The organism is Micromonospora sp. RB23, from assembly GCF_053585025.1.
Map to the genome: position 1 here is coordinate 5,980,769 of NZ_CM132111.1, position 18,001 is coordinate 5,998,769.

The following is an 18,001-nucleotide window of genomic DNA, read 5'->3' on the forward strand; positions in this document are numbered from 1 at the left end:
TGTGCCTCGAAGCACGCGCGGGGCGCGGCGGCCGGCCCGGCGAAGCGGGCGGGACAACGGTGTCAGAGACAGCCGGCGCGGAGCGCGCCCGAGACAGATTGGTCGGGCGTCGTCAGTAGGCCGGACAGATCGCGCTGCGCACGCGGCCGTAGTCGACGTGGCGACGTGCCACGAAGCGGCGGACGACAGCGGCGGTCATGCAGTCATGCTGCCACACGGCGTAGGGGCCGGCCAATGTCCACGTGCTGGATCCCACATCACGGGCCGACGATCACCTGGGCCACCGCCTGCCGCAGCTGACGCCCACGGGCGGCAGGGCCGTGGCAGGCTCGGACCCGTGGGCGGATTGTCGGAGAAGTCGAGCGGGGCGGTGTGGGAACACCTGCGCCGCCCGCCGGTCTGGCTCCCCCCGGCGCTGCTGACCCTGGCGGTGACAGTGGCCGGCCTGGGCTCCGCCCAGCTCTGGCGCGACGAGCTGGCCACGTGGAGCGCGGCCACCCGCTCCCCCACCGAGCTGGCCCGCCTGGCCGACACGATCGACGCCGCCACCGGCCCGTACTACCTGCTGATGCACATCTGGACCAGGATCGTCGGCGACTCCACCGTCGCCCTGCGCGTGCCGGCCGTGCTGGCGATGACCGTGGCCGCCGGGCTGCTCGCCGTGCTCGGCGCGCGGCTCGTCGACCGGCGCACCGGTCTCTTCGCCGGCCTGCTGTTCGCGGTGCTCCCCGGCACGTCGCGCTACGGCCAGGAGGCCCGCCCGTACGCGCTGGCCACCATGCTCGCGGTGCTCGCCACCCTGCTCCTGGTGACCGCGTTGCGGCGGCCCGGCTGGGCCCGTTGGACCGGGTACGCGGTCGCGGTCACCGCCCTCGGACTCATTCACCTGATCGCGCTGACGCTGCTCGCCGCGCACGCGCTGGTCGTCGTGCTCGCCTGGTGGCGTGGGCCCGCCGATGCCGGTGTCGGCACTCGGGACCACACCACCGTCGAGCGGGACCGGCGGGTGTGGCGGTGGGTCGTCGCCGTGGTGCCGGTCGTACTGGTGGCCGGTCCGTTGCTGGTCAAGGCCCGGACCCAGCAGTCCCGGCAGTTGAACTGGGTGGGTCTGGCTCGGCTGGACGACCTGACCGCGCTGCCCGGCGGCGTGGCCCAGAGCAGTGTGGTGGGCGGTCTGCTGGTCGGGATCGCCGCGCTGGGCGCGGCCCGGCTCGGTCGGCGCGCTCTGCTACCGCTGAGCGCGGTGCTGCTGCCGGTCCTGCTGCTCTTCGCGGCCGGCGCTGTCGTACCGCTGTGGGTGCCTCGGTACCTGGTCTTCGTGGTGCCGTTCGCGTGCCTGCTGGCGGGCGCGGCCCTGGCGGCGGTGTCCGCGCCGGCCGCGCTCGTCGTGGTGCTCCTGGCCGGGCTCCTCGGCCTCCCCGACCAGGCCGCGCTGCGGCGGACCCACGAGTGGCCACGCAACGCTCCGGTGGACTACGCGGGCGCGGCAAGGGTGATCGGTGACGGTCAGCGGCCCGGGGACGCGGTGGTCTACTCGCCCCGACACAGTTGGCTCTTCCTCGACCTCGGCATCGAGTACCACCTCGACGACCCGCCGCGCGATGTGCTGGCTACCGAGGACGAGGCCCGCCGGGGTGACCTCTGGGCCGCCGAGTGTCCCCAACCGGCGCAGTGCCTGGCCGGCACGCCACGGGTCTGGCTCGTGGTCGCCGGCCGGCACACCGATCCGCTGGCGGCCGTGCCCGGCGCCAAGGGCGACGCGCTCCGCGCGCGGTTCACCGTCGCCCAGGTCTGGCCGCGCCCCGGCCTGACCGTCGCCCTGCTGACCAGCCGCTGACCGACGAGCCACCGGACGGACCTGCGCGTCGACCGCCGGCCTGATCAGTCGGGAGACGAGGCCGGCCGCACGACGTCGCCGGTGCGCCGATCATCCAGCAGGCGGGCGGACCCACCCGGCGCCGGCTGACGACCTGTTCGTCCAAGAGGCGCGGCCGGGACCACTGCGTTGACCCTGATGCCGGTGAGTCATCTTGATGACTCACCGGCATCACGCTCATTCTGGTGTCCGCTGCTCGCAAGCGGCTGCCGGCCAGCGGGCGGCTCAGCCCTGGGAGCGGCCGTCCGGCGCGCTGCGGCCCAGCGGGACGACCAGCAACGCCTCGGTGCCACCGTTGGCACCCGCGCGCAGCTCGATCGTGCCGCGCAACTCCCCCGTGACCAGGGCCCGGACGATCTGAAGGCCGAGTCGGCTGCCGCGTTCGGCGTCGAACTCGGGCGGCAGCCCGCGTCCGTTGTCGGTCACCGAGACGTGCAGCATCTTGCGGAACCGGTGCGCCGAGACGACCACCTCGGGTCGCAGTGACGGATCGACCTCGGGGGCGGCGACCGGCACCATGCCCGAGGCGGCCGGCACCGGCTCGTCGGCCTCGTCCGCCGGGGGGAAGCCGTGCTCGACGGCGTTGAGCAGCAGTTCGTTGAGCACCATCACCAGCGACGTGGCGATCTCGGCGGGCAGTACCCCGAAGCTGCCCTGACGGCGCATGCCGACGCTCACCTCGGTCGCGGCGACCTCGGTCGCCGCGCTGGCGACCCGGTCGACGATGCCGTCGAACTCGACCGCCTCGTCGCTCGACATCGACAGCGTCTCGTGCACGAGGGCGATCGAGGCGACCCGGCGGACGGACTCCTCCAGGGCGACCCGGGCCTCCGGCATGGCCACCCGGCGGGCCTGCAACCGCAGCAGCGCGGCCACCGTCTGGAGGTTGTTCTTCACCCGGTGGTGGATCTCCCGGATGGTGGCGTCCTTGGTGATCAGCGCCCGATCCCGACGGCGGACCTCGGTGATGTCCCGCACCAGCACCAACGCGCCGATCGGTACGCCGGCGGGCATCAGCGGCAGCGCCCGGGTGAGCATCGTGGCCCCGCGGGCGTCGATCTCCCGGCGGGGCGGGGCCTCGCCGCGCAGCGCGGCCAGGATCCCGGTCGCCGCCTCGGTGCCGTCCAGCGGATCGCCGGCCAGTCGGCGGTGCAACGCCGCCAGGTCCTCACCCACCAGGTGCGAGGCGTAACCCAACCGCCGGTACGCCGACTGGGCGTTCGGGCTCGCGTAGGTCACCTTGCCACCGGCGTCCAGACGCACCAGGCCGTCACCGACTCGGGGCGCGGACGTCGTCTCGCCCGGGTGCCGGGGCGGCGGGAAGGTGCCGTCCGCGATCATCTGGGCGAGGTCGTCGGCAGTGGTCAGGTAGTTGAGTTCGAGCTGGCTGGGCGTCCGCGCCGTGGAGAGATTGGTGTCCCGTCCGACCACGGCGATCACCTCGCCGGCCTCGCCGTCGGCGGTGCGCAGCCGGACCGGGATCGCCTCGTGCCGGGCGGGCACGTCGCCGTACCAGACCGGGTCGCCCTCGCGCCAGATCCGCCCCTGGGAGTAGGCGACCGCCAGGTGGGCGACCTCCGAGCCGCCGATGATCCGGCCCACCTGGTCGTCCTGGTACGCGGTCGGCGCGGTCGTGGGACGCACCTGGGCGACGCAGAGGAACGTGCCGTCGGCGTCGACCGGCACCCAGAGCAGCAGGTCGGCGAAGGACAGGTCGGAGAGCAACTGCCAGTCACCGGCGATCCGGTGCAGGTGGTCGATGTCGGCCGGACGGAGGTGGGTGTGCTCCTCGGCGAGGTCGCGCAGCGTGGACACGGTGACCAGGGTGCCACGCCGCGCCCCGACTCACATCGTCGCGGTGACCTTCTTCAGGCCACGCGGCGCGTCCGGATCCTCGCCGCGGGTCAGCGCCAACGCCAGCGCCAGGCGCTGCAACGGCAGGATGTCCAGCAGCGGGGCGTACCGCTCGTCGACGTCGGGGACGGCAAGCCGCGCGGTGCCCGCCACGTCGGCGGAACCGACCACGACCACGTCGGCGCGGCGCTCGCCGAGGCGGGGCAGCACCTCGCCCATCGACCGGCCGCCGGGGCCGGAGCCGACCACGGCGAGCACCGGAACCTCCGGGTCGGTCATCGCGAGCGGGCCGTGCAGCAGGTCGGCGCCGGAGAAGGCGAGCGCCGGCAGGTACGAGGTCTCCATCAGCTTCAGCGCGGCCTCGCGGGCGGTCGGGTAGGCGTACCCCCGGCCGGTGGTGACGAGTTGGCGGGCGAAGCGGTAACGCGGCGCGAGCTGGGCCGGGGTGTCGTCGGCGAGGGTGCGGGCGGCCAGGTCGGGCAACGCGGCGAGCGCCTCGTGCTCGGCCGCGGGGAGCGCGCCGTCGCCGGCCCGGATGCCCTCCACCAGCATCAGCAGGGCGAGCAGCTCGGCGGTGTACGTCTTCGTCGCCGCCACCGCGCGCTCGTGCCCGGCAGCGATGTCGATGCTCAACTCGGCCGTCTCGACCAGCGGGGAGTCGGGGGCGTTGGTCACCGCGAGGGTGAGCGCGCCGGAGGCGCGCGCGGCACGCAGCACCTCGGCCAGGTCGGGTGAGCCACCGCTCTGGCTGACACCGACGACGAGGGCGTCGGACAGGTCGGGGCGCGCGCCGAAGAGGGTGACCACGCTCGGCGAGGCGAGCCCGGCGGGCAGGCCGAGCCGGATCTCGGTCAGGTACGCCCCGTAGAGGGCCGCGTGGTCGGAGGTGCCCCGCGCGGTGAAGACGACGTGCCGAGGTCGACGCTCGGCGACGACCGAGGCCACCTGGGCGATCGCCGCCGCGTTGGCGGTGTCGAGCAGGCGGGCGTAACCGGCCGGCTGCTCGTCGATGTCGGCGGCCATTCCGGACCCTGCACGTGACACGGACACTCCCCTCCTGCGCGATTGCCGCGCGTTTCCTGCTCAGTCTTGCACTCTTCTGTCGGTCAGAGCAATTATTCGAGCAGTAGTGCGCAGTTGATCACTTGATCATCCCAATATCAACTACGCTGGCCCCGCCAAGAAACTGCGACGAGAGGACACCGTGCCCGAGGGAAGGGACAACCCCGCGCTCTCCGCGACGGAGGAGCTGGCCCTGGCCCGGTTGGCACTGGGCGAGGGTGACCTCCACCACGCCGCCCGCCACCTCGCCGGCGCGTTGGCACGAGCGCCCACCCTGCCCGAGGTGCACGAGACGCTCGCCCACCTCGCCGCGGCCGACGGCGGGGGCCTCGACCTCTTCCCGATCAACCACCACACCTTCGTGGGCGCGGTCGTCGCCCGCGCCCACCTGCTGGCCGCCGCCGGCCGCCCCGCCGAAGGGCTGGAACTCCTCGCCGCCGCGACCGGCCACTCACCCGACGCCGAGTGGGCGGGCGTGCCGTGGGTGACCGCCCCCGAACTGGCCGAACGGCTGGACCCGGACCGCCTGGCCCGCGTCCTCATGCAGGTCTGCGCGGCGCTGGGCGACCCGGTGCCGCGCGCCGGCCGGGCCGCCCTCACGCCGTACCTCGAGCTGGCCCGCAACGCCGTCACCGTGCATCCGGAGAACGGGACGCTGCTGGGCGCGGCGTCCGCGCTGGCCCGGCGTCTCGGCGAGGTCGCGCTGGCGATCCGTTGGGCCAGCCGGGGGGTACGGAGCCAGCCGTCGAAGATGGGCGAGGTCTGGCTCGGGTACGCGTACCGCAGCGCGGGCCGGACCCGCGACGCCCTCGCGGCCCTGTACCGGGCGGTCGACCTGGACCCCGACGACCTGGCCGTCTACGCCGACATCGCCGGCACCCTGGCGGACATCGGGCGGCTCGACGACGCGCTGGAGTGGACCGAGCGGGCGCTGGCCCGGGACCCGACGTTCGACTGCGCGGTGCACACGACGCACCGCCTGCGGCACCTGCGCGACGGCGACGTGTCCCACCTCGTCGCGCTCGCCGACTTCATCCGTGACCACCCGGACGACAGTCACGAGCACGGCGACCTGGCCCAGTGCTGCCGTGGGCGGCCCTGGCTCGGGCAACTGACGCCGGCCGGCGGTCCCCTGCTGGACGCGCTGCGCCAGGCGGTCGCCGACGACGACAACGGCGTCGGCGGCGTCGTACGCCTCGCTGCGGCAGCCCCACCGAGCGCCCTGCGGACCGCGACGTCCGTGGCGCCCGGGCTGCGGGTCGAGGTGGAGAGCGCGGCCGAGCCGGACCCGCACGAGCCCCGGCGCGCGTCCGCGCGGCGGCTGTGGACCTTCACGGGGCACCTGCCGACGCCGGCGCTTGCGGCGCCCTCGGCGGCGGCGGTCGAGCGGATCGGTCAGGTGGCCCAACCGGCGTGGCCGCACCCGCCGGCCGCCTACGACGCGGCCGTGGGTCTGGCCGGCCTCGACGTGGACGACCTGCTCGGGCTGCTGGTGCACCCGCCCGCCGCGCCGGCCAACGCGCTGGGCCGGTTGCTAGCCCTCCAGGACCCGTCGATCTGGGTACGCGGGGTGCAGGTGTGGGCCTGCCTGGGACTGTTGCACCAGCGCACCGACGAGCCCTGGGACTCATCGACGAGAAGACAGGTGCTGCTCGACCTGGTCTGGGGCGTGGAGGACTGGGTCACCGAGGCGGCGCTGTTCGCCCTGGTCACCGCCGCCTGGGTGGACCCTGCGGTACGCCCGGACGTCGCCCGGGTGGTGGCGGAGCGGTTGGCCGACGTGGCGGCCGTGGCCCAGACGCGGCCGGTGCCGATCGCGGCCTCGCTGGCCCACCTCGCGCTGGCCGCCCCTGCCGTCGATCCGGCCACCACGGCCCTGGCCACCCGGATGCTCGGCGAGCGGACATCCCGCGTTCCCCGCCCGCGCAACCCGCTACGCCGGCTCTGGCAGCGACTGACCCACCGGCGCTGAGCCCCGCGCACACGCGACAAGCGCCCCGCCGGAGGATCGGCGGGGCGCTTGTCGATGCGGGGTCAGGCCACCGGGGCCTTGCCGAGGGCGACCTCGGCCTCCTCCTCCGGAGACGCCTGCGGCGGCGCCTCGTTGGCCGTACGCAGCGGGATCTCCTTGATGAACCAGGCGAGCACCGGGATCACCACGGTGAACAGCACGGCCCACAGGAACACGTGCGAGATCGCGTCGGCCAGGCCGGTGAGGACCAGCTCGCGCGCCTGGGCGGGCAGTTGCTTGAGCTTCTCCAGGTCCATCGCACCGCCGCCGGACTCACCGCCGAAGGCCGCGCCTGCGGCGGAGTCGGCAAGCCGGTTGGCGAAGATCGCGCCGAACAGCGAGATGCCGAACGAGCCGCCGATCGACCGGAAGAACGTGGCCGCGCCACTCGCCGCGCCCAGGTCCTTCTGCTCCACGCTGTTCTGCGCGATCAGCATCGAGGTCTGCATGAGGAAGCCCATGCCGACGCCAAGCACGACCATGTAGAGCGAGGAGGTCAGCTTGCTGGTGTTCGTGTCGAGCATGGACAGCAGCGCCATGCCACCGGCCATCACCACACCACCGACGATCGGGTACGCGCGGTACTTGCCGTTCTTGGTGATCGCCCGACCGATGGCGAGCGAGACGACGAGCATGCCGAACATCAGCGGCAGCAGCAGCAGGCCGCTGTTGGTGGCCGAGGCCCCCTGCACGGTCTGCTGGTACAGCGGCAGGAAGTTCATGGCGCCGAACATCGCGAAGCCGAGCAGGAAGCCGACCACCGAGATCAGCGCGAAGTTGCGGTTGGCGAAGAGCGTCAGCGGCAGGATCGGCTCCGGAACCCGGCGCTCCACCAGGCCGAACACCACCAGCGTCACGAGCGCCAGCGCGGCGAGCCCGAGAATCTGCGGTGAGGTCCAGTCGTACTCGTTGCCACCCCACGTGGTGATCAGGACGATCGCGGTGATGCCCACCGAGAGCAGCCCGGCGCCGAGCCAGTCGATCCGGTGCTCGGTCCGGTACTTCGGCAGGTGCATCGTGGTGATGAGCACGAGCAGCGCGATGCCGCCCAGCGGCAGGTTGACATAGAACGCCCACCGCCAGGAGAGGTTGTCGGTGATGAAGCCACCGACCAGCGGGCCGGCCACCATGGCGATGGCCATGATGCCGGCGATCATGCCCTGGTAGCGCCCGCGCTCGCGGGGCGGGACCAGGTCGCCGATGATCGCCATCACGCCGACCATCAGGCCGCCCGCGCCGAGGCCCTGCACAGCCCGGAAGGCGATGAGCTGCACCATGCCGTCCTCGGGCCCGCCCAACATCCCGGAGCCGGCCATGCCGCAAAGCGCCGAGCCGACGAGGAAGATGCCGACGGAGGTCAGGAAGACGGACTTGCGGCCGTAGAGGTCACCGAGCTTGCCCCAGATCGGGGTGGAGACGGTGGTACCCAGGACGTACGCGGTGACCACCCAGGTGAAGTGGTTGAGGCCGCCGAACTCGCCGACGATCCGCGGCAGCGCGGTACTGACGATCATGTTGTCGAGCATCGCGAGCATCATCGCGATCATCAGCCCGAACAGCACGACCCGTACATTGGGTCGCACGTCGGCCTGGGTTGCCTGAGTCATGGGTAAGCTCCCCCCGAGGTTTGTCTCACTTACTTGCCGCCCGGCTAGTCACCTTACTAGCCGCACGGTAAGTTGGGTACCAGCACACGGTCAAACGAATTGGAGGGCGTGGGTGAGGGAGAGCACAGGCGGCACCCGAGAGCGGATCAAAGCCGTCGCGTTGGAGCTCTTCACCGAGCAGGGGTACGAGAAGACCTCGCTGCGGGAGATCGCCGAACGCCTCAACGTCACCAAGGCCGCGCTCTACTACCACTTCAAGAGCAAGGACGACATCGTCGCCAGCTTCGTGGGCGACCGGCTGGCCCAGATGGACGAGCTGACCGCCTGGGGCGAGTCCCAGCCCGCGACCCTGGCCACCCGGCGCGAGCTGGTCTTCCGCTACGCCGACACGATGTTCGGCGGAGACATGCCCTCGGTGATGCGCTTCTTCGAGCAGAACCAGACCGTGCTCAAGAGCAGCTCCTCCGGCAAGCAGATGCGTGACCGGATGATGCAGCTCGCCAACGCGCTCTGCCGGGGCGACGACTCCCCCGCCGCCCAACTCCGCGCCGCGCTGTCCCTGTTCGCCGTGCACGCCAGCTGGTTCGCCCTGCGGGCACCCGGCATCACCGACTCCGAACGCCGCCGGCTCGCGTTGGAGGTCGCCGACGAATTGCTGGCCGCCATCGGCACGCCGCCAGACGAGAGCGCGACCCCGGCCAGTCCGGCCAACGCGCACGGCTGACGGGCCGGCGGTCAGGCGCGGGGCAGCTCCCGCCGCAGGCCGAGCAGGGCCACCCCCGCCGCCGGCGACCAGTCCTTCTCCGGCGTCCGCACGAACCCGAGACGCTCGTAGAGCCGGTGCGCCGGCACGGCCATCCCCGCGCGGACGCAGATCACGACCGCCGTGCAGCCCAGCTCGGCGGCCCGGTCGACGCACGCGCGAGCCAGCGCCGCGCCGACACCCCGCCCCTGGGCGGCCGGGTCGACGGCCAGCATGCGGAACTCCGCCTCGCCCGGCCCGGACAGCTCGGCGAACGGGGTGCCCGGCAGCACGAAGGTCACCGAGCCGAGCACCGCACCGGTCTCCTCGTCCACCGCGACCAGCACCTCGCCGACGGCGGCCCGGGTCGACACGTCGGCCAGCACCGCCGCGTACCCGTGCTCGCCCTTGAGCTGACCATCCGCCTCGTACGCGGCCACGGTCAGTCGGGCGACCGCCGGAAAGTCGGCCGGGTCGGCGGGCCGGACCAGCAGGCCCGTCAACCGATCACCGCGATCAGGTCGCCGTCCTGCACGACGTCGCCCTCGTGGACGGCGAGCTGCTGGACCACGCCGTCGGCTTCCGCGACGACCGGGATCTCCATCTTCATGGACTCGAGGATCACCAGGGTGTCGCCCTCGGACACGGTGTCGCCCGCCGACGCGACGACCTTCCAGACGTTCGCCACCATCTCGGCGCGGATCTCCTCGGCCATGTCCACGGCCCTCCCTTTTCGCGATGTGCCTGCCGACGTATCCAATCACGCGAGGGTGGGGCGTGGGTGCGCAGCGGCGCGGGTCGGCCCCGGGGGGAAGGACGAGGTGCCGGTCGCACTACCATCAGCGGGTCGGACCCGACGCCGGGCGGCCGGTGGGTACAACCGGCGCGAGGCCGCGCGCGAGACGGATCCGACCCATCACGAGGAGGTCAGCATGGCGAAGAAGGCCCGCAAGAAGAAGGCCCGCAAGAAGAGCAGCGCGAACCACGGTAAGCGCCCCAACTCCTGAACGTGCCGACGGGCCGACGTGCCCGTCGACGGTCAGCTCAGCCCGGCCGAGGCCGGGTACACCGGTGGCCCGGGTCGGTATCGACCCGGGCCACCGGTTTGTGTGTGCTTCGGTACGCCGACGTTCAGTCGGCCAGCTCGCGGGAATCGCTGGTCTCGAAGACCACCAGCTCGGTGAGCTTGACCCGCAGCCGCTCGCGGAGCTGGTCCGGAGCGGTCTCGTTACCGCAGCAACGAGCGACAAGCGCCCGCACCTCCTGCTCGAGCCCGTACTCGCGCAGGCACGGCCCGCACTCGTCGAGGTGGTGCCGGATCAGCGCGCGCCGCTCGTCGGCGCACTCGAGGTCCAGGTAGAGGTAGACCTCCGCGAGCACCTCGCGGCAGTCCGTCTCGTGCGGCTCTCCACAGCTCACGTCACACCTCCCGGCCGGCAGCGGCAGCGGTCGAGCCCTTGGCGGACCGGGCCGGGCTGAAGCCCCGCTCCGCGGCGTACTGCTCGAGCAGCTTGCGCAGATTACGACGGCCGCGGTGCAGACGCGACATCACGGTGCCGATCGGCGTGCCCATGATGTCGGCGACCTCCTTGTAGGAGAAGCCCTCGACGTCGGTCAGGTAGACAGCCAGGCGGAACTCCTCCGGCAACTGCTGGAGGGCCTCCTTCACGTCGCTGTCCGGGAGCCGGTCCAGGGCCTCGGTCTCGGCCGAACGCAGACCGCTGGAGGTGTGCGACTCGGCCTCGGCGAGCTGCCAGTCGGTGATCTCCTCGGTCGGCGCCTGGATCGGCTGGCGCTGCCGCTTGCGGTAGGAGTTGATGTAGGTGTTGGTCAGGATCCGGTAGAGCCAGGCCTTCAGGTTCGTGCCCTGCTCGAACTGGTGGAAGGCGGCGTACGCCTTCAGGTACGTCTCCTGGACCAGGTCTTCGGCATCCGCCGGGTTACGCGTCATGCGCAGCCCAGCAGCGTAGAGCTGATCGACGAATGGCATCGCGTCCCGCTCGAACCGGGCCCTGCGCTCGTCCGTCTTCTCGGTGGTCAACCGCACATCCCCTCGCGTCGGATGCTTTCCCGCCGAGGATACGCGCACGGACCTGCCCACAGATTCACTTCCGGCCGGTGTGCTCGTGCTCACCGCACCCACCCCGCCCGGTCCCGCTGTCACGGGCCAGTCCGGACCATCCAGCAGCCGCCGTAGCTGCCGGGCGTCCCGCTCGTCCCGTTCCAGGCTTCGTGTCTCGGTCGGCACCGGTCACCCCCCTCGCAGAAAAGTCGTCCGGGGTTAGTAACGCGAGATGACCACTGGGGCATTCCGTCCGGCTCTCCCGTTCCTGGTCCCGGCCCCGGCGACGCCGGCGCTGGGACCAGGAAGGGCCTGGGAGGACTGGTACCACCTGTCCGGATCGGGCCGGCGGCACCATCGGATGCAACGACCCGCGCCCGGGGCCGGAAACGGTCGGCCGGTCAGTCGGCCGTCCAACCGTGGGAGCGCAACCAGTCCCGTACGACCCCAGCGGTGCCGGCAGGGTCCCGCCGCAGGTCGTGCGTCTCCCCCGGCCGGGTCACCACCTGCACACCCGGCCCGGCCTCGGGCACGCCGAACGGGTCCCGGTCGCCGTTGACGACGAGCGTCGGCAGGCCGGTGGCGAGTTCGGCGGCCCGGGACCGCTCCGGCTTTCCGGGCGGGTGCAGCGGAAAGGCCAGCGCGAGGACGCCGACCGCGCCGACCGCGCCGGCCGTCCGGCAGGCGACCCGCGCGCCACTGGAACGACCACCGACCAGGACCGTGGGTACGTCGGCGTGCCGTTCGCGGAGCACGGCCAGTACCGCCGTCCACGCCTCGTCGAGGTGCCCGGCGGGGGCCGGCGCGCGACGGCCGGCGACCCGGTAGGGCTGTGTCACCCGGATCACCGTCAGGCCGGCCGTGACCGCCGCGTCCCGCACCGCGAGCAGGTCGGGCGCGTCCACGCTTCCGCCCGCCCCGTGGCCGAGCACCAGCAGGGCGGTCGGCCCGCGACCCAGCGACCGGGCCGCCCGGTCCGGTGGAACGGCCGGCCCGGCCGGCGGGTCGGTGTCGATCCGCGCCGGACCGCGCGGGGTGTCGATCTCTTCGCTGGGCAGCACCGGCCCATTCTGCGCCGACCGGCCCGGTCACCGGGATCGGTTCGCCGCGGTGGTCGGCCCAGCGGCAGGCGATGGTCAGCTCAGCGGCACCAGGGTGAGCAGGCGGTCGCGGACCGGAGGACCGGCGTCGTCGGCCGCGTCCGGATCCGGTTCGACCTCGCCGCGCCAGGCGACGAGCATGGCCCGCCGCTCGCGGGGCGTGGTCGCGCCCCACACTCCGTGGCAGTCGCCGACCTCCAGCGCCCACGCCAGGCAGGAACCCTGCACGTCGCAACTGCGGCACAGCGCGACGGCGGCGTCCGCCGGTTCGTTCGGCGCCGGAAAGAACGTCTCCGGATCGACGCTCTGACACGTCCCTCTGGTGCGCCACGCATCGTCCTGGCGACGGTCTCGTAGAGCCCGTAGCAGCCGCGGATCTCTGCGTGCCGCGGCCACCTCGTGCGGGCGGGGCATACGCGCCCGTGTCATTTCACCCACCTCCCCCGTGGGACCGGCAGGATCGGTGAAGTCGTCCGCCCCGTGCGAATCGACAGCCACTACCGGCGCTGTGTTGTATCGCACTTTCGGACACCGGGACAAGGGGCTTCCGAGAACATGGCTGAACGGCCAGGCGACGAATCGATCAGAACCTGGCAAATCGGCGCTCGACGATGCCTCTCATTTTCAGAACAGGGTCAACTCCGGCGGGGACGACATTGACGGAACGGACACGCGGGCGGTCAACTCCGGGCCGTCGTTGCGGACGTCGCCCACCGCCGGCCCGACCGGGCGGATCTCCAACCCCGCGAGAAGGTCGGACGACGCGGGCGCGAGCAGGCGCTCCGGCTCGTCGCACGGCGTCAGCCACGACGCCCACCGCTCGGGGGCCAGCAGCACCGGCATCCGGTCGTGCACCTCGGCCAGCTCGCCGAGCGCCGCGGTGGTCAGCACGCTGAAGGTGAGCCGGCTGTCCGCCCCGGACTCCCAGAACGACCAGATCCCGGCCAGGGCGAGCACCGAGCCGTCGGCCGGGGTCATGTAGTACGCCTGCCGACCGCCGTCGGGGCGGCGGACCCACTCGTACCAGCCGTCGGCCGGGACAAGGCACCGACGGCGGGCGAACGCGCCGGCGTACGCCCGGCTGGTCGCCACCGTCTCGGACCGTGCGTTGATCATGCGGCCCGCGCCGGCGGTGGACCGCGACCAGTGCGGCAGCAGCCCCCAGCGGGCGACGCAGAGGCTGCGGTGCCCCTCGGAGCTGAGCCGGACCAGCGGGACGCGGTCGGTGGGCGCGACGTTGTGATCCGGCCGGAGCACCCCGTCGGTGTCATCGGACGACTCGAACAGGGCGCTCAGCTCACCGGCGCCCCGGGTCGTCGCGTACCTGCCGCACATGCGCTCACGCTAACCCGCCGAGGGGCCCGCCTGCTGTCCCGCCAACCGGGAGTACGCAAGCCGGCCCGCGTCACCCACCGGCCGACACGGCAGAATGTAACCGTGGGGAATCTGACTGCGACCCGGCCGCCACAGCCGTGGGCCGCACCGACCGCGTCCGACCCGGTGGCGGCGACGCTGCGCCTGCCCGGCTCCAAGTCGATGACCGCCCGTGCCCTGGTGCTCAGCGCCCTGGCCGCCGGGCCGTCGACCCTGGCCGAGCCGCTGCGCGCCCGGGACACCGAGCTGATGTCCGCCGGCCTGCGCGCGATGGGCGCACACGTCTCGATCAGCGACGACGAGCGCTGGCTGGTCCGGCCGCACCCGCTGGTCGGCCCCGCCCACGTGGACGTGGGCCTGGCCGGCACCGTGATGCGGTTCCTGCCGCCGGTGGCCGGCCTGACCGACGGGCAGGTCACCTTCGACGGCGACCCCTACACCCGCAAGCGACCGCTCGGCCCGCTCATCGAGGCGCTCCGCTCGCTGGGCGTCCGGATCGAGGTCAGCGACACCGGCAGCCTGCCGCTGACCGTGTTCGGCTCCGGTGCGGTCACCGGCGGTGAGGTGGTGATCGACGCGTCCGCGTCCAGCCAGCTCGTGTCCGGGCTGCTGCTGGCCGCACCACGCTTCGACCGGGGTCTCGTGGTCCGCCACGTCGGCCCGCCGGTGCCGTCCGCGCCGCACCTGCGGATGACCGTGCAGATGCTGCGCGCCGCCGGCGCCGCCGTCGACGACAGCACCCCGGACGTGTGGACCGTCGAGCCCGGCCCGCTCACCGGGCGCGGCTGGGAGATCGAACCGGACCTCTCCGGCGCGGTGCCGTTCTTCGCCGCCGCCCTCGTCACCGGCGGTGAGGTGACGCTTCAGGGCTGGCCGCACCGCAGCGCGCAGCCGGTCGAGCAACTCCGCTCACTGCTCCAGCGGATGGGCGGCGAGGTCACCGTCTCCACCACCGGGCTCACCGTCCGGGGCACCGGGGTGGTGCACGGACTGACCGCCGACCTCTCCGACGTCAGCGAGCTGACCCCCGCGCTGACCGCGCTGGCCATGCTCGCCGACTCACCCTCGGTCTTCACCGGCGTTCAGCACATCCGCGGGCACGAGACCGACCGACTCGCCGCCCTCGCCCAGGAGTTCAGCGCGCTCGGGGCGGACATCACCGAGACGCCCGACGGCCTGACGGTCCGGCCCCGGCCGCTGCGCGGCGGAGTCTTCCGCACCTACGACGACCACCGCATGGCGCACGCCGCCGCGGTGGCCGGGCTCGCCGTGCCCGGCATCGAGGTCGATGACGTCGGCTGCACCTCCAAGACCATGCCCGAGTTCCCGGCACTATGGTCAGCGATGGTGACCGGCAAGTGAGCGTCCGGTTTCCGGACGCTCACTGAGAGCTGACGCGGAGAGAGGGACGGGTCCTGGCGACCAAACGGCGGGAGTACGACGAGGACGACGTACGGGTGCGGCCCGGTAAGTCCTCTCGTCCGCGTACCCGCACCCGGCCCCGGCACGACGACGCGGTGGACGGCTTCGTCATCGCCGTCGACCGGGGTCGCTACCAGTGTGTGCTGTCCGGCGCCGAACGCGGCGTGGTCGGTGCCGAGCTGCCGACGGTGACCGCGATGCGGGCCCGGGAGCTGGGCCGCAAGTCGGTGGTCGTGGGCGACCGGGTCAGCCTCGTCGGAGACACCTCCGGCGCGCAGGGCGCTCTCGCCCGCATCGTCCGCATCGCCGAGCGCCGCTCGGTGCTGCGCCGCACGGCCGACGACGACGAGACCACCGCCGAGGGCCGGTTGGAACGCGTCGTCGTGGCCAACGCGGACCAGTTGGTGATCGTCAGCGCGTTGGCCGACCCGCCGCCGCGCACCGGGTTCATCGACCGCTGCCTGGTGGCCGCGTACGACGCGGACGTCGACCCGCTGCTCTGCCTCACCAAGGCCGACCTGGCCGGTCCGGAGGAGGTGCTGGGCTACTATACGGAGCTGGAGTTGCCGTACGTGCTCAACCGCCCCGACTCCGACCTGGGCGCGCTGCGCGCGCTGCTCAGCGGTCGGGTGTCCGTGCTGGTCGGGCACTCCGGGGTGGGCAAGTCGACGCTGGTCAACCGCCTCGTCCCGGACGCCGCGCGCGCGGTCGGGGTGGTCAGCGCCATCGGTCGCGGCCGGCACACCTCCACCAGCGCGGTGGCGCTGCGACTGCCACCGGTGCCCGGCGTCGACACCGATCCCGGCTGGATCATCGACACCCCCGGCATCCGCAGTTTCGGGCTGGCGCACGTCTCCGCCGACAGCCTGCTGCACGGTTTCCCCGATCTGGTGGAGGGCACCGTCGACTGCCCACCCAACTGCCCGCACACCGCCGACGAGGCCGACTGCGGACTGGACGCCTGGGTGGCCGCCGGCAAGGCCGATCCGCGCCGGCTGGCGTCGTACCGCCGGTTGCTGGCCTCCCGGGCCGGCGACGGCGACGCGCGCGGCGAGGGCGACCAGCGCGGGCCCGGCGAGGACGACCGGCGCGGCCCCGACGAGTGACCCGACGGGCGTCGGCTAGGTTGCCGGCATGACCGGGTACGCCGACGACCTCGCCCTCGCCCACCTGCTCGCGGACCGCGCCGACGCCATCGCCACGGCCCGGTTCCGGGCGCTCGACCTGCGGGTGGACACGAAGCCGGACCTGACACCGGTCTCCGACGCGGACACCGCGGTGGAGCGGGAGATCCGCGCGCTGCTGGCCGAGCACCGGCCCGCCGACGGGCTGCTCGGTGAGGAGTACGGCGCGCAGCCGGCCACCGATCCGGCGGGCCGCCGGTGGATCGTCGACCCGATCGACGGCACGAAGAACTTCGTTCGCGGAGTCCCGGTGTGGGCCAGCCTCATTGCGCTGTACGACGGTGACCGGCCGGCGGTCGGTGTGGTGTCCGCCCCCGCGCTGGGACGGCGCTGGTGGGCGAGCGCGGGCGGGGGCGCGTACGCCGGTCCCGGTCCCGCGGCGGGTGAGCGGATCGGGGTCTCCGCGGTCCGCAGCGTCGCCGACGCGAGCGTCTGCTACTCGTCGCTGACCGGCTGGGAGGACGCCGGGCGGCTCGAGGCGCTGCTCGACCTGCTGCGAGCCGGCTGGCGCAGCCGGGCGTACGGCGACTTCTACGGCTACATGCTGCTGGCCGAGGGCGCGTTGGAGGTGATGGTCGAGCCGGAGTTGTCCCTGTGGGACGTGGCGGCGCTGGTGCCGATCGTGACCGAGGCGGGTGGCGTCATCACCGATCTGGCCGGCCGACCCGCGCCGACGGGCCTGCCCGGCACCGAGAGCAGCGTGGTGGCCACCAACGGTGTGCTGCACGCCGACATCCTCGCGCGCCTGGATCGACCAGCCGAGCGCTGACTCCCGACAACCTCTATCCTCGCCAGGTGGTGTCCTCCGGCTGGTGCTTCCTCGCGGCGATGATCGTCGCGTACGGCTTCGCCAACCTGCTCCAGTCGGTGGCCGCGGCCCGCACCACCGTGCACCACACCTTCGATCCTGGTCTGTTGCTGAAACTGGCCGGCCACCGGACGTACCTGGTCGGGCTGACCTGCCAGATCGGCGGTTTCGTGCTCGCCTTCCTGGCGCGGCGCGATCTGCCCCTGTTCCTGGTGCAGGCGAGCGTGGCGGCCGGGCTCGGGGTTACCGCGATCATCGGTGTGGTGGTGTTGAAGTGGCGGTTGCCGATGGCGGAGGTGGCCCTGTTGGCCCTGCTCTTCGCCGGGATCACCGCGCTCGTGCTGGCCGCGCGGCCGGCGCCGTCGAAGCAACTCGGCACCGCCGGCTCGGTGGCGCTGCTGGTGGCGCTCGGGGTCATCGCGGTGCTCGGTTTCTTCGCCGTCCGACTGCACGGCGCCCCCGGTTCGGTGGCGCTGGGCTCGTTGGCCGGTTTGGCGTTCTCCTCGGCCGCAGTCGCGGCCCGACCCCTGGCCTCCGCGCCGTCGGCCGAGGCATTCCTCGCCGACCCGTTGTTCTACCTGCTGATCGGCCACTCGATCGTCGGCCAACTGCTGCTCGGCCTGGCCATGCAGCGCGGCTCGACGACCGCCGCCGTCGCCGCCATGGACGCCGCCGGAGCGGTGCCCGCGGCGATCGTCGGCCTGCTGCTGCTCAACGACAAGATCTGGCCGGGACGGGAGTGGCTGGCCGCCGCCGGCTTCCTGGTCACCCTGGCCGCCGTGATCGGCCTGACCCGGTACGCCCAGCCGCAGCAGCACCGCGCGGTGGCGCGCCGCCGTGACCGGGACATGGTCGCCGCCGGCCGGGCCGCCTGAGACGAAAGCCCACGCCACGTCACG

The 18,001-nt window shown here is 73.0% G+C and carries 18 protein-coding genes; 8 read left to right on the forward strand and 10 right to left on the reverse strand.

Going from position 1 to position 18,001, the window contains the following annotated elements; genetic code table 11:
* The first annotated feature begins 370 nt into the window (after nt 1–370).
* Nucleotides 371–1,837: a glycosyltransferase family 39 protein gene (locus tag ACTFTM_RS27205; protein ID WP_449566744.1), complete on the forward strand. Its 1,467-nt coding sequence runs from the start codon at nt 371–373 to the stop codon at nt 1,835–1,837.
* A 264-nt stretch (nt 1,838–2,101) separates the two neighbouring features.
* Here the strand turns inward: ACTFTM_RS27205 and ACTFTM_RS27210 are convergent, their stop codons facing one another.
* Both ACTFTM_RS27210 and ACTFTM_RS27215 read right to left on the reverse strand, forming a co-directional pair.
* Nucleotides 2,102–3,691, reverse strand: coding sequence for a histidine kinase N-terminal domain-containing protein (locus ACTFTM_RS27210; protein ID WP_449563241.1), 1,590 nt, complete (start codon nt 3,689–3,691; stop codon nt 2,102–2,104).
* A 30-nt stretch (nt 3,692–3,721) separates the two neighbouring features.
* A complete protein-coding gene (locus ACTFTM_RS27215; protein WP_449566745.1) occupies nt 3,722–4,753 on the reverse strand; it encodes an SIS domain-containing protein in 1,032 nt (343 codons plus the stop codon).
* 181 nt (nt 4,754–4,934) lie between these two features.
* Between ACTFTM_RS27215 and ACTFTM_RS27220 the strand changes: the two genes are divergently transcribed.
* Nucleotides 4,935–6,764, forward strand: coding sequence for a tetratricopeptide repeat protein (locus ACTFTM_RS27220; RefSeq protein ID WP_449563242.1), 1,830 nt, complete (start codon nt 4,935–4,937; stop codon nt 6,762–6,764).
* 62 nt (nt 6,765–6,826) lie between these two features.
* Here the strand turns inward: ACTFTM_RS27220 and ACTFTM_RS27225 are convergent, their stop codons facing one another.
* Nucleotides 6,827–8,410 (reverse strand): MDR family MFS transporter, encoded by a 1,584-nt coding sequence (locus ACTFTM_RS27225; RefSeq protein WP_449563243.1) that lies wholly within the window; start codon nt 8,408–8,410, stop codon nt 6,827–6,829.
* Between the two features lie 112 nt (nt 8,411–8,522).
* Here ACTFTM_RS27225 and ACTFTM_RS27230 point away from each other — a divergent pair, with 112 nt between their 5' ends.
* Nucleotides 8,523–9,134: a TetR/AcrR family transcriptional regulator gene (locus ACTFTM_RS27230; RefSeq protein ID WP_449563244.1), complete on the forward strand. Its 612-nt coding sequence runs from the start codon at nt 8,523–8,525 to the stop codon at nt 9,132–9,134.
* Between the two features lie 11 nt (nt 9,135–9,145).
* Here the strand turns inward: ACTFTM_RS27230 and ACTFTM_RS27235 are convergent, their stop codons facing one another.
* Together ACTFTM_RS27235 and ACTFTM_RS27240 are read right to left on the reverse strand one after the other, a co-directional pair.
* Nucleotides 9,146–9,655, reverse strand: coding sequence for a GNAT family N-acetyltransferase (locus ACTFTM_RS27235; protein ID WP_449563245.1), 510 nt, complete (start codon nt 9,653–9,655; stop codon nt 9,146–9,148).
* The gene (locus tag ACTFTM_RS27240) at nt 9,652–9,873 is read right to left on the reverse strand and encodes a biotin/lipoyl-binding carrier protein (protein WP_007464729.1); all 222 of its coding nucleotides are present in this window, start codon (nt 9,871–9,873) and stop codon (nt 9,652–9,654) included. Before ACTFTM_RS27240 ends, ACTFTM_RS27235 begins: the two co-directional genes overlap by 4 nt.
* A 211-nt stretch (nt 9,874–10,084) precedes the next feature.
* On the opposite strand from ACTFTM_RS27240, the gene ACTFTM_RS27245 reads away from it, so the two are divergent.
* Nucleotides 10,085–10,159: a 50S ribosomal protein bL37 gene (locus tag ACTFTM_RS27245; RefSeq protein ID WP_369752275.1), complete on the forward strand. Its 75-nt coding sequence runs from the start codon at nt 10,085–10,087 to the stop codon at nt 10,157–10,159.
* A gap of 124 nt (nt 10,160–10,283) precedes the next feature.
* On the opposite strand, the gene rsrA is transcribed toward ACTFTM_RS27245, so the two are convergent.
* The 5 genes from rsrA to ACTFTM_RS27270 form a co-directional block, all read right to left on the reverse strand.
* Entirely contained in the window at nt 10,284–10,571 is a 288-nt protein-coding gene (rsrA, locus tag ACTFTM_RS27250) for a mycothiol system anti-sigma-R factor (protein ID WP_355050536.1), read from the reverse strand.
* Nucleotide 10,572: 1 nt separating this feature from the next.
* Complete coding sequence (locus ACTFTM_RS27255) at nt 10,573–11,400, reverse strand: sigma-70 family RNA polymerase sigma factor (RefSeq protein WP_449563246.1); 828 nt, start codon at nt 11,398–11,400, stop codon at nt 10,573–10,575.
* Between the two features lie 215 nt (nt 11,401–11,615).
* On the reverse strand, nt 11,616–12,275 hold the full coding sequence (locus ACTFTM_RS27260; protein ID WP_449563247.1) for an alpha/beta hydrolase family protein: 660 nt from the start codon (nt 12,273–12,275) through the stop codon (nt 11,616–11,618).
* A 75-nt stretch (nt 12,276–12,350) separates the two neighbouring features.
* Entirely contained in the window at nt 12,351–12,743 is a 393-nt protein-coding gene (locus ACTFTM_RS27265; protein WP_449563248.1) for a WhiB family transcriptional regulator, read from the reverse strand.
* A gap of 195 nt (nt 12,744–12,938) precedes the next feature.
* Nucleotides 12,939–13,649, reverse strand: a complete 711-nt coding sequence (locus ACTFTM_RS27270; RefSeq protein WP_449563249.1) for an SOS response-associated peptidase — start codon at nt 13,647–13,649, stop codon at nt 12,939–12,941.
* 102 nt (nt 13,650–13,751) lie between these two features.
* Here ACTFTM_RS27270 and aroA point away from each other — a divergent pair, with 102 nt between their 5' ends.
* The 4 genes from aroA to ACTFTM_RS27290 all read left to right on the forward strand — a co-directional run bounded on the left by aroA (nt 13,752) and on the right by ACTFTM_RS27290 (nt 17,977).
* Nucleotides 13,752–15,050 carry a 3-phosphoshikimate 1-carboxyvinyltransferase gene (gene aroA / locus ACTFTM_RS27275; RefSeq protein WP_449563250.1) on the forward strand — a complete coding sequence of 433 codons (1,299 nt, stop codon included), beginning with the start codon at nt 13,752–13,754 and terminating at the stop codon, nt 15,048–15,050.
* A 95-nt stretch (nt 15,051–15,145) separates the two neighbouring features.
* Entirely contained in the window at nt 15,146–16,216 is a 1,071-nt protein-coding gene (gene rsgA / locus ACTFTM_RS27280; RefSeq protein WP_449563251.1) for a ribosome small subunit-dependent GTPase A, read from the forward strand.
* A 28-nt stretch (nt 16,217–16,244) separates the two neighbouring features.
* Entirely contained in the window at nt 16,245–17,063 is an 819-nt protein-coding gene (gene hisN / locus ACTFTM_RS27285; protein WP_449563252.1) for a histidinol-phosphatase, read from the forward strand.
* Nucleotides 17,064–17,122: 59 nt separating this feature from the next.
* Complete coding sequence (locus tag ACTFTM_RS27290) at nt 17,123–17,977, forward strand: hypothetical protein (RefSeq protein WP_449566746.1); 855 nt, start codon at nt 17,123–17,125, stop codon at nt 17,975–17,977.
* Nucleotides 17,978–18,001: the final 24 nt, after the last annotated feature.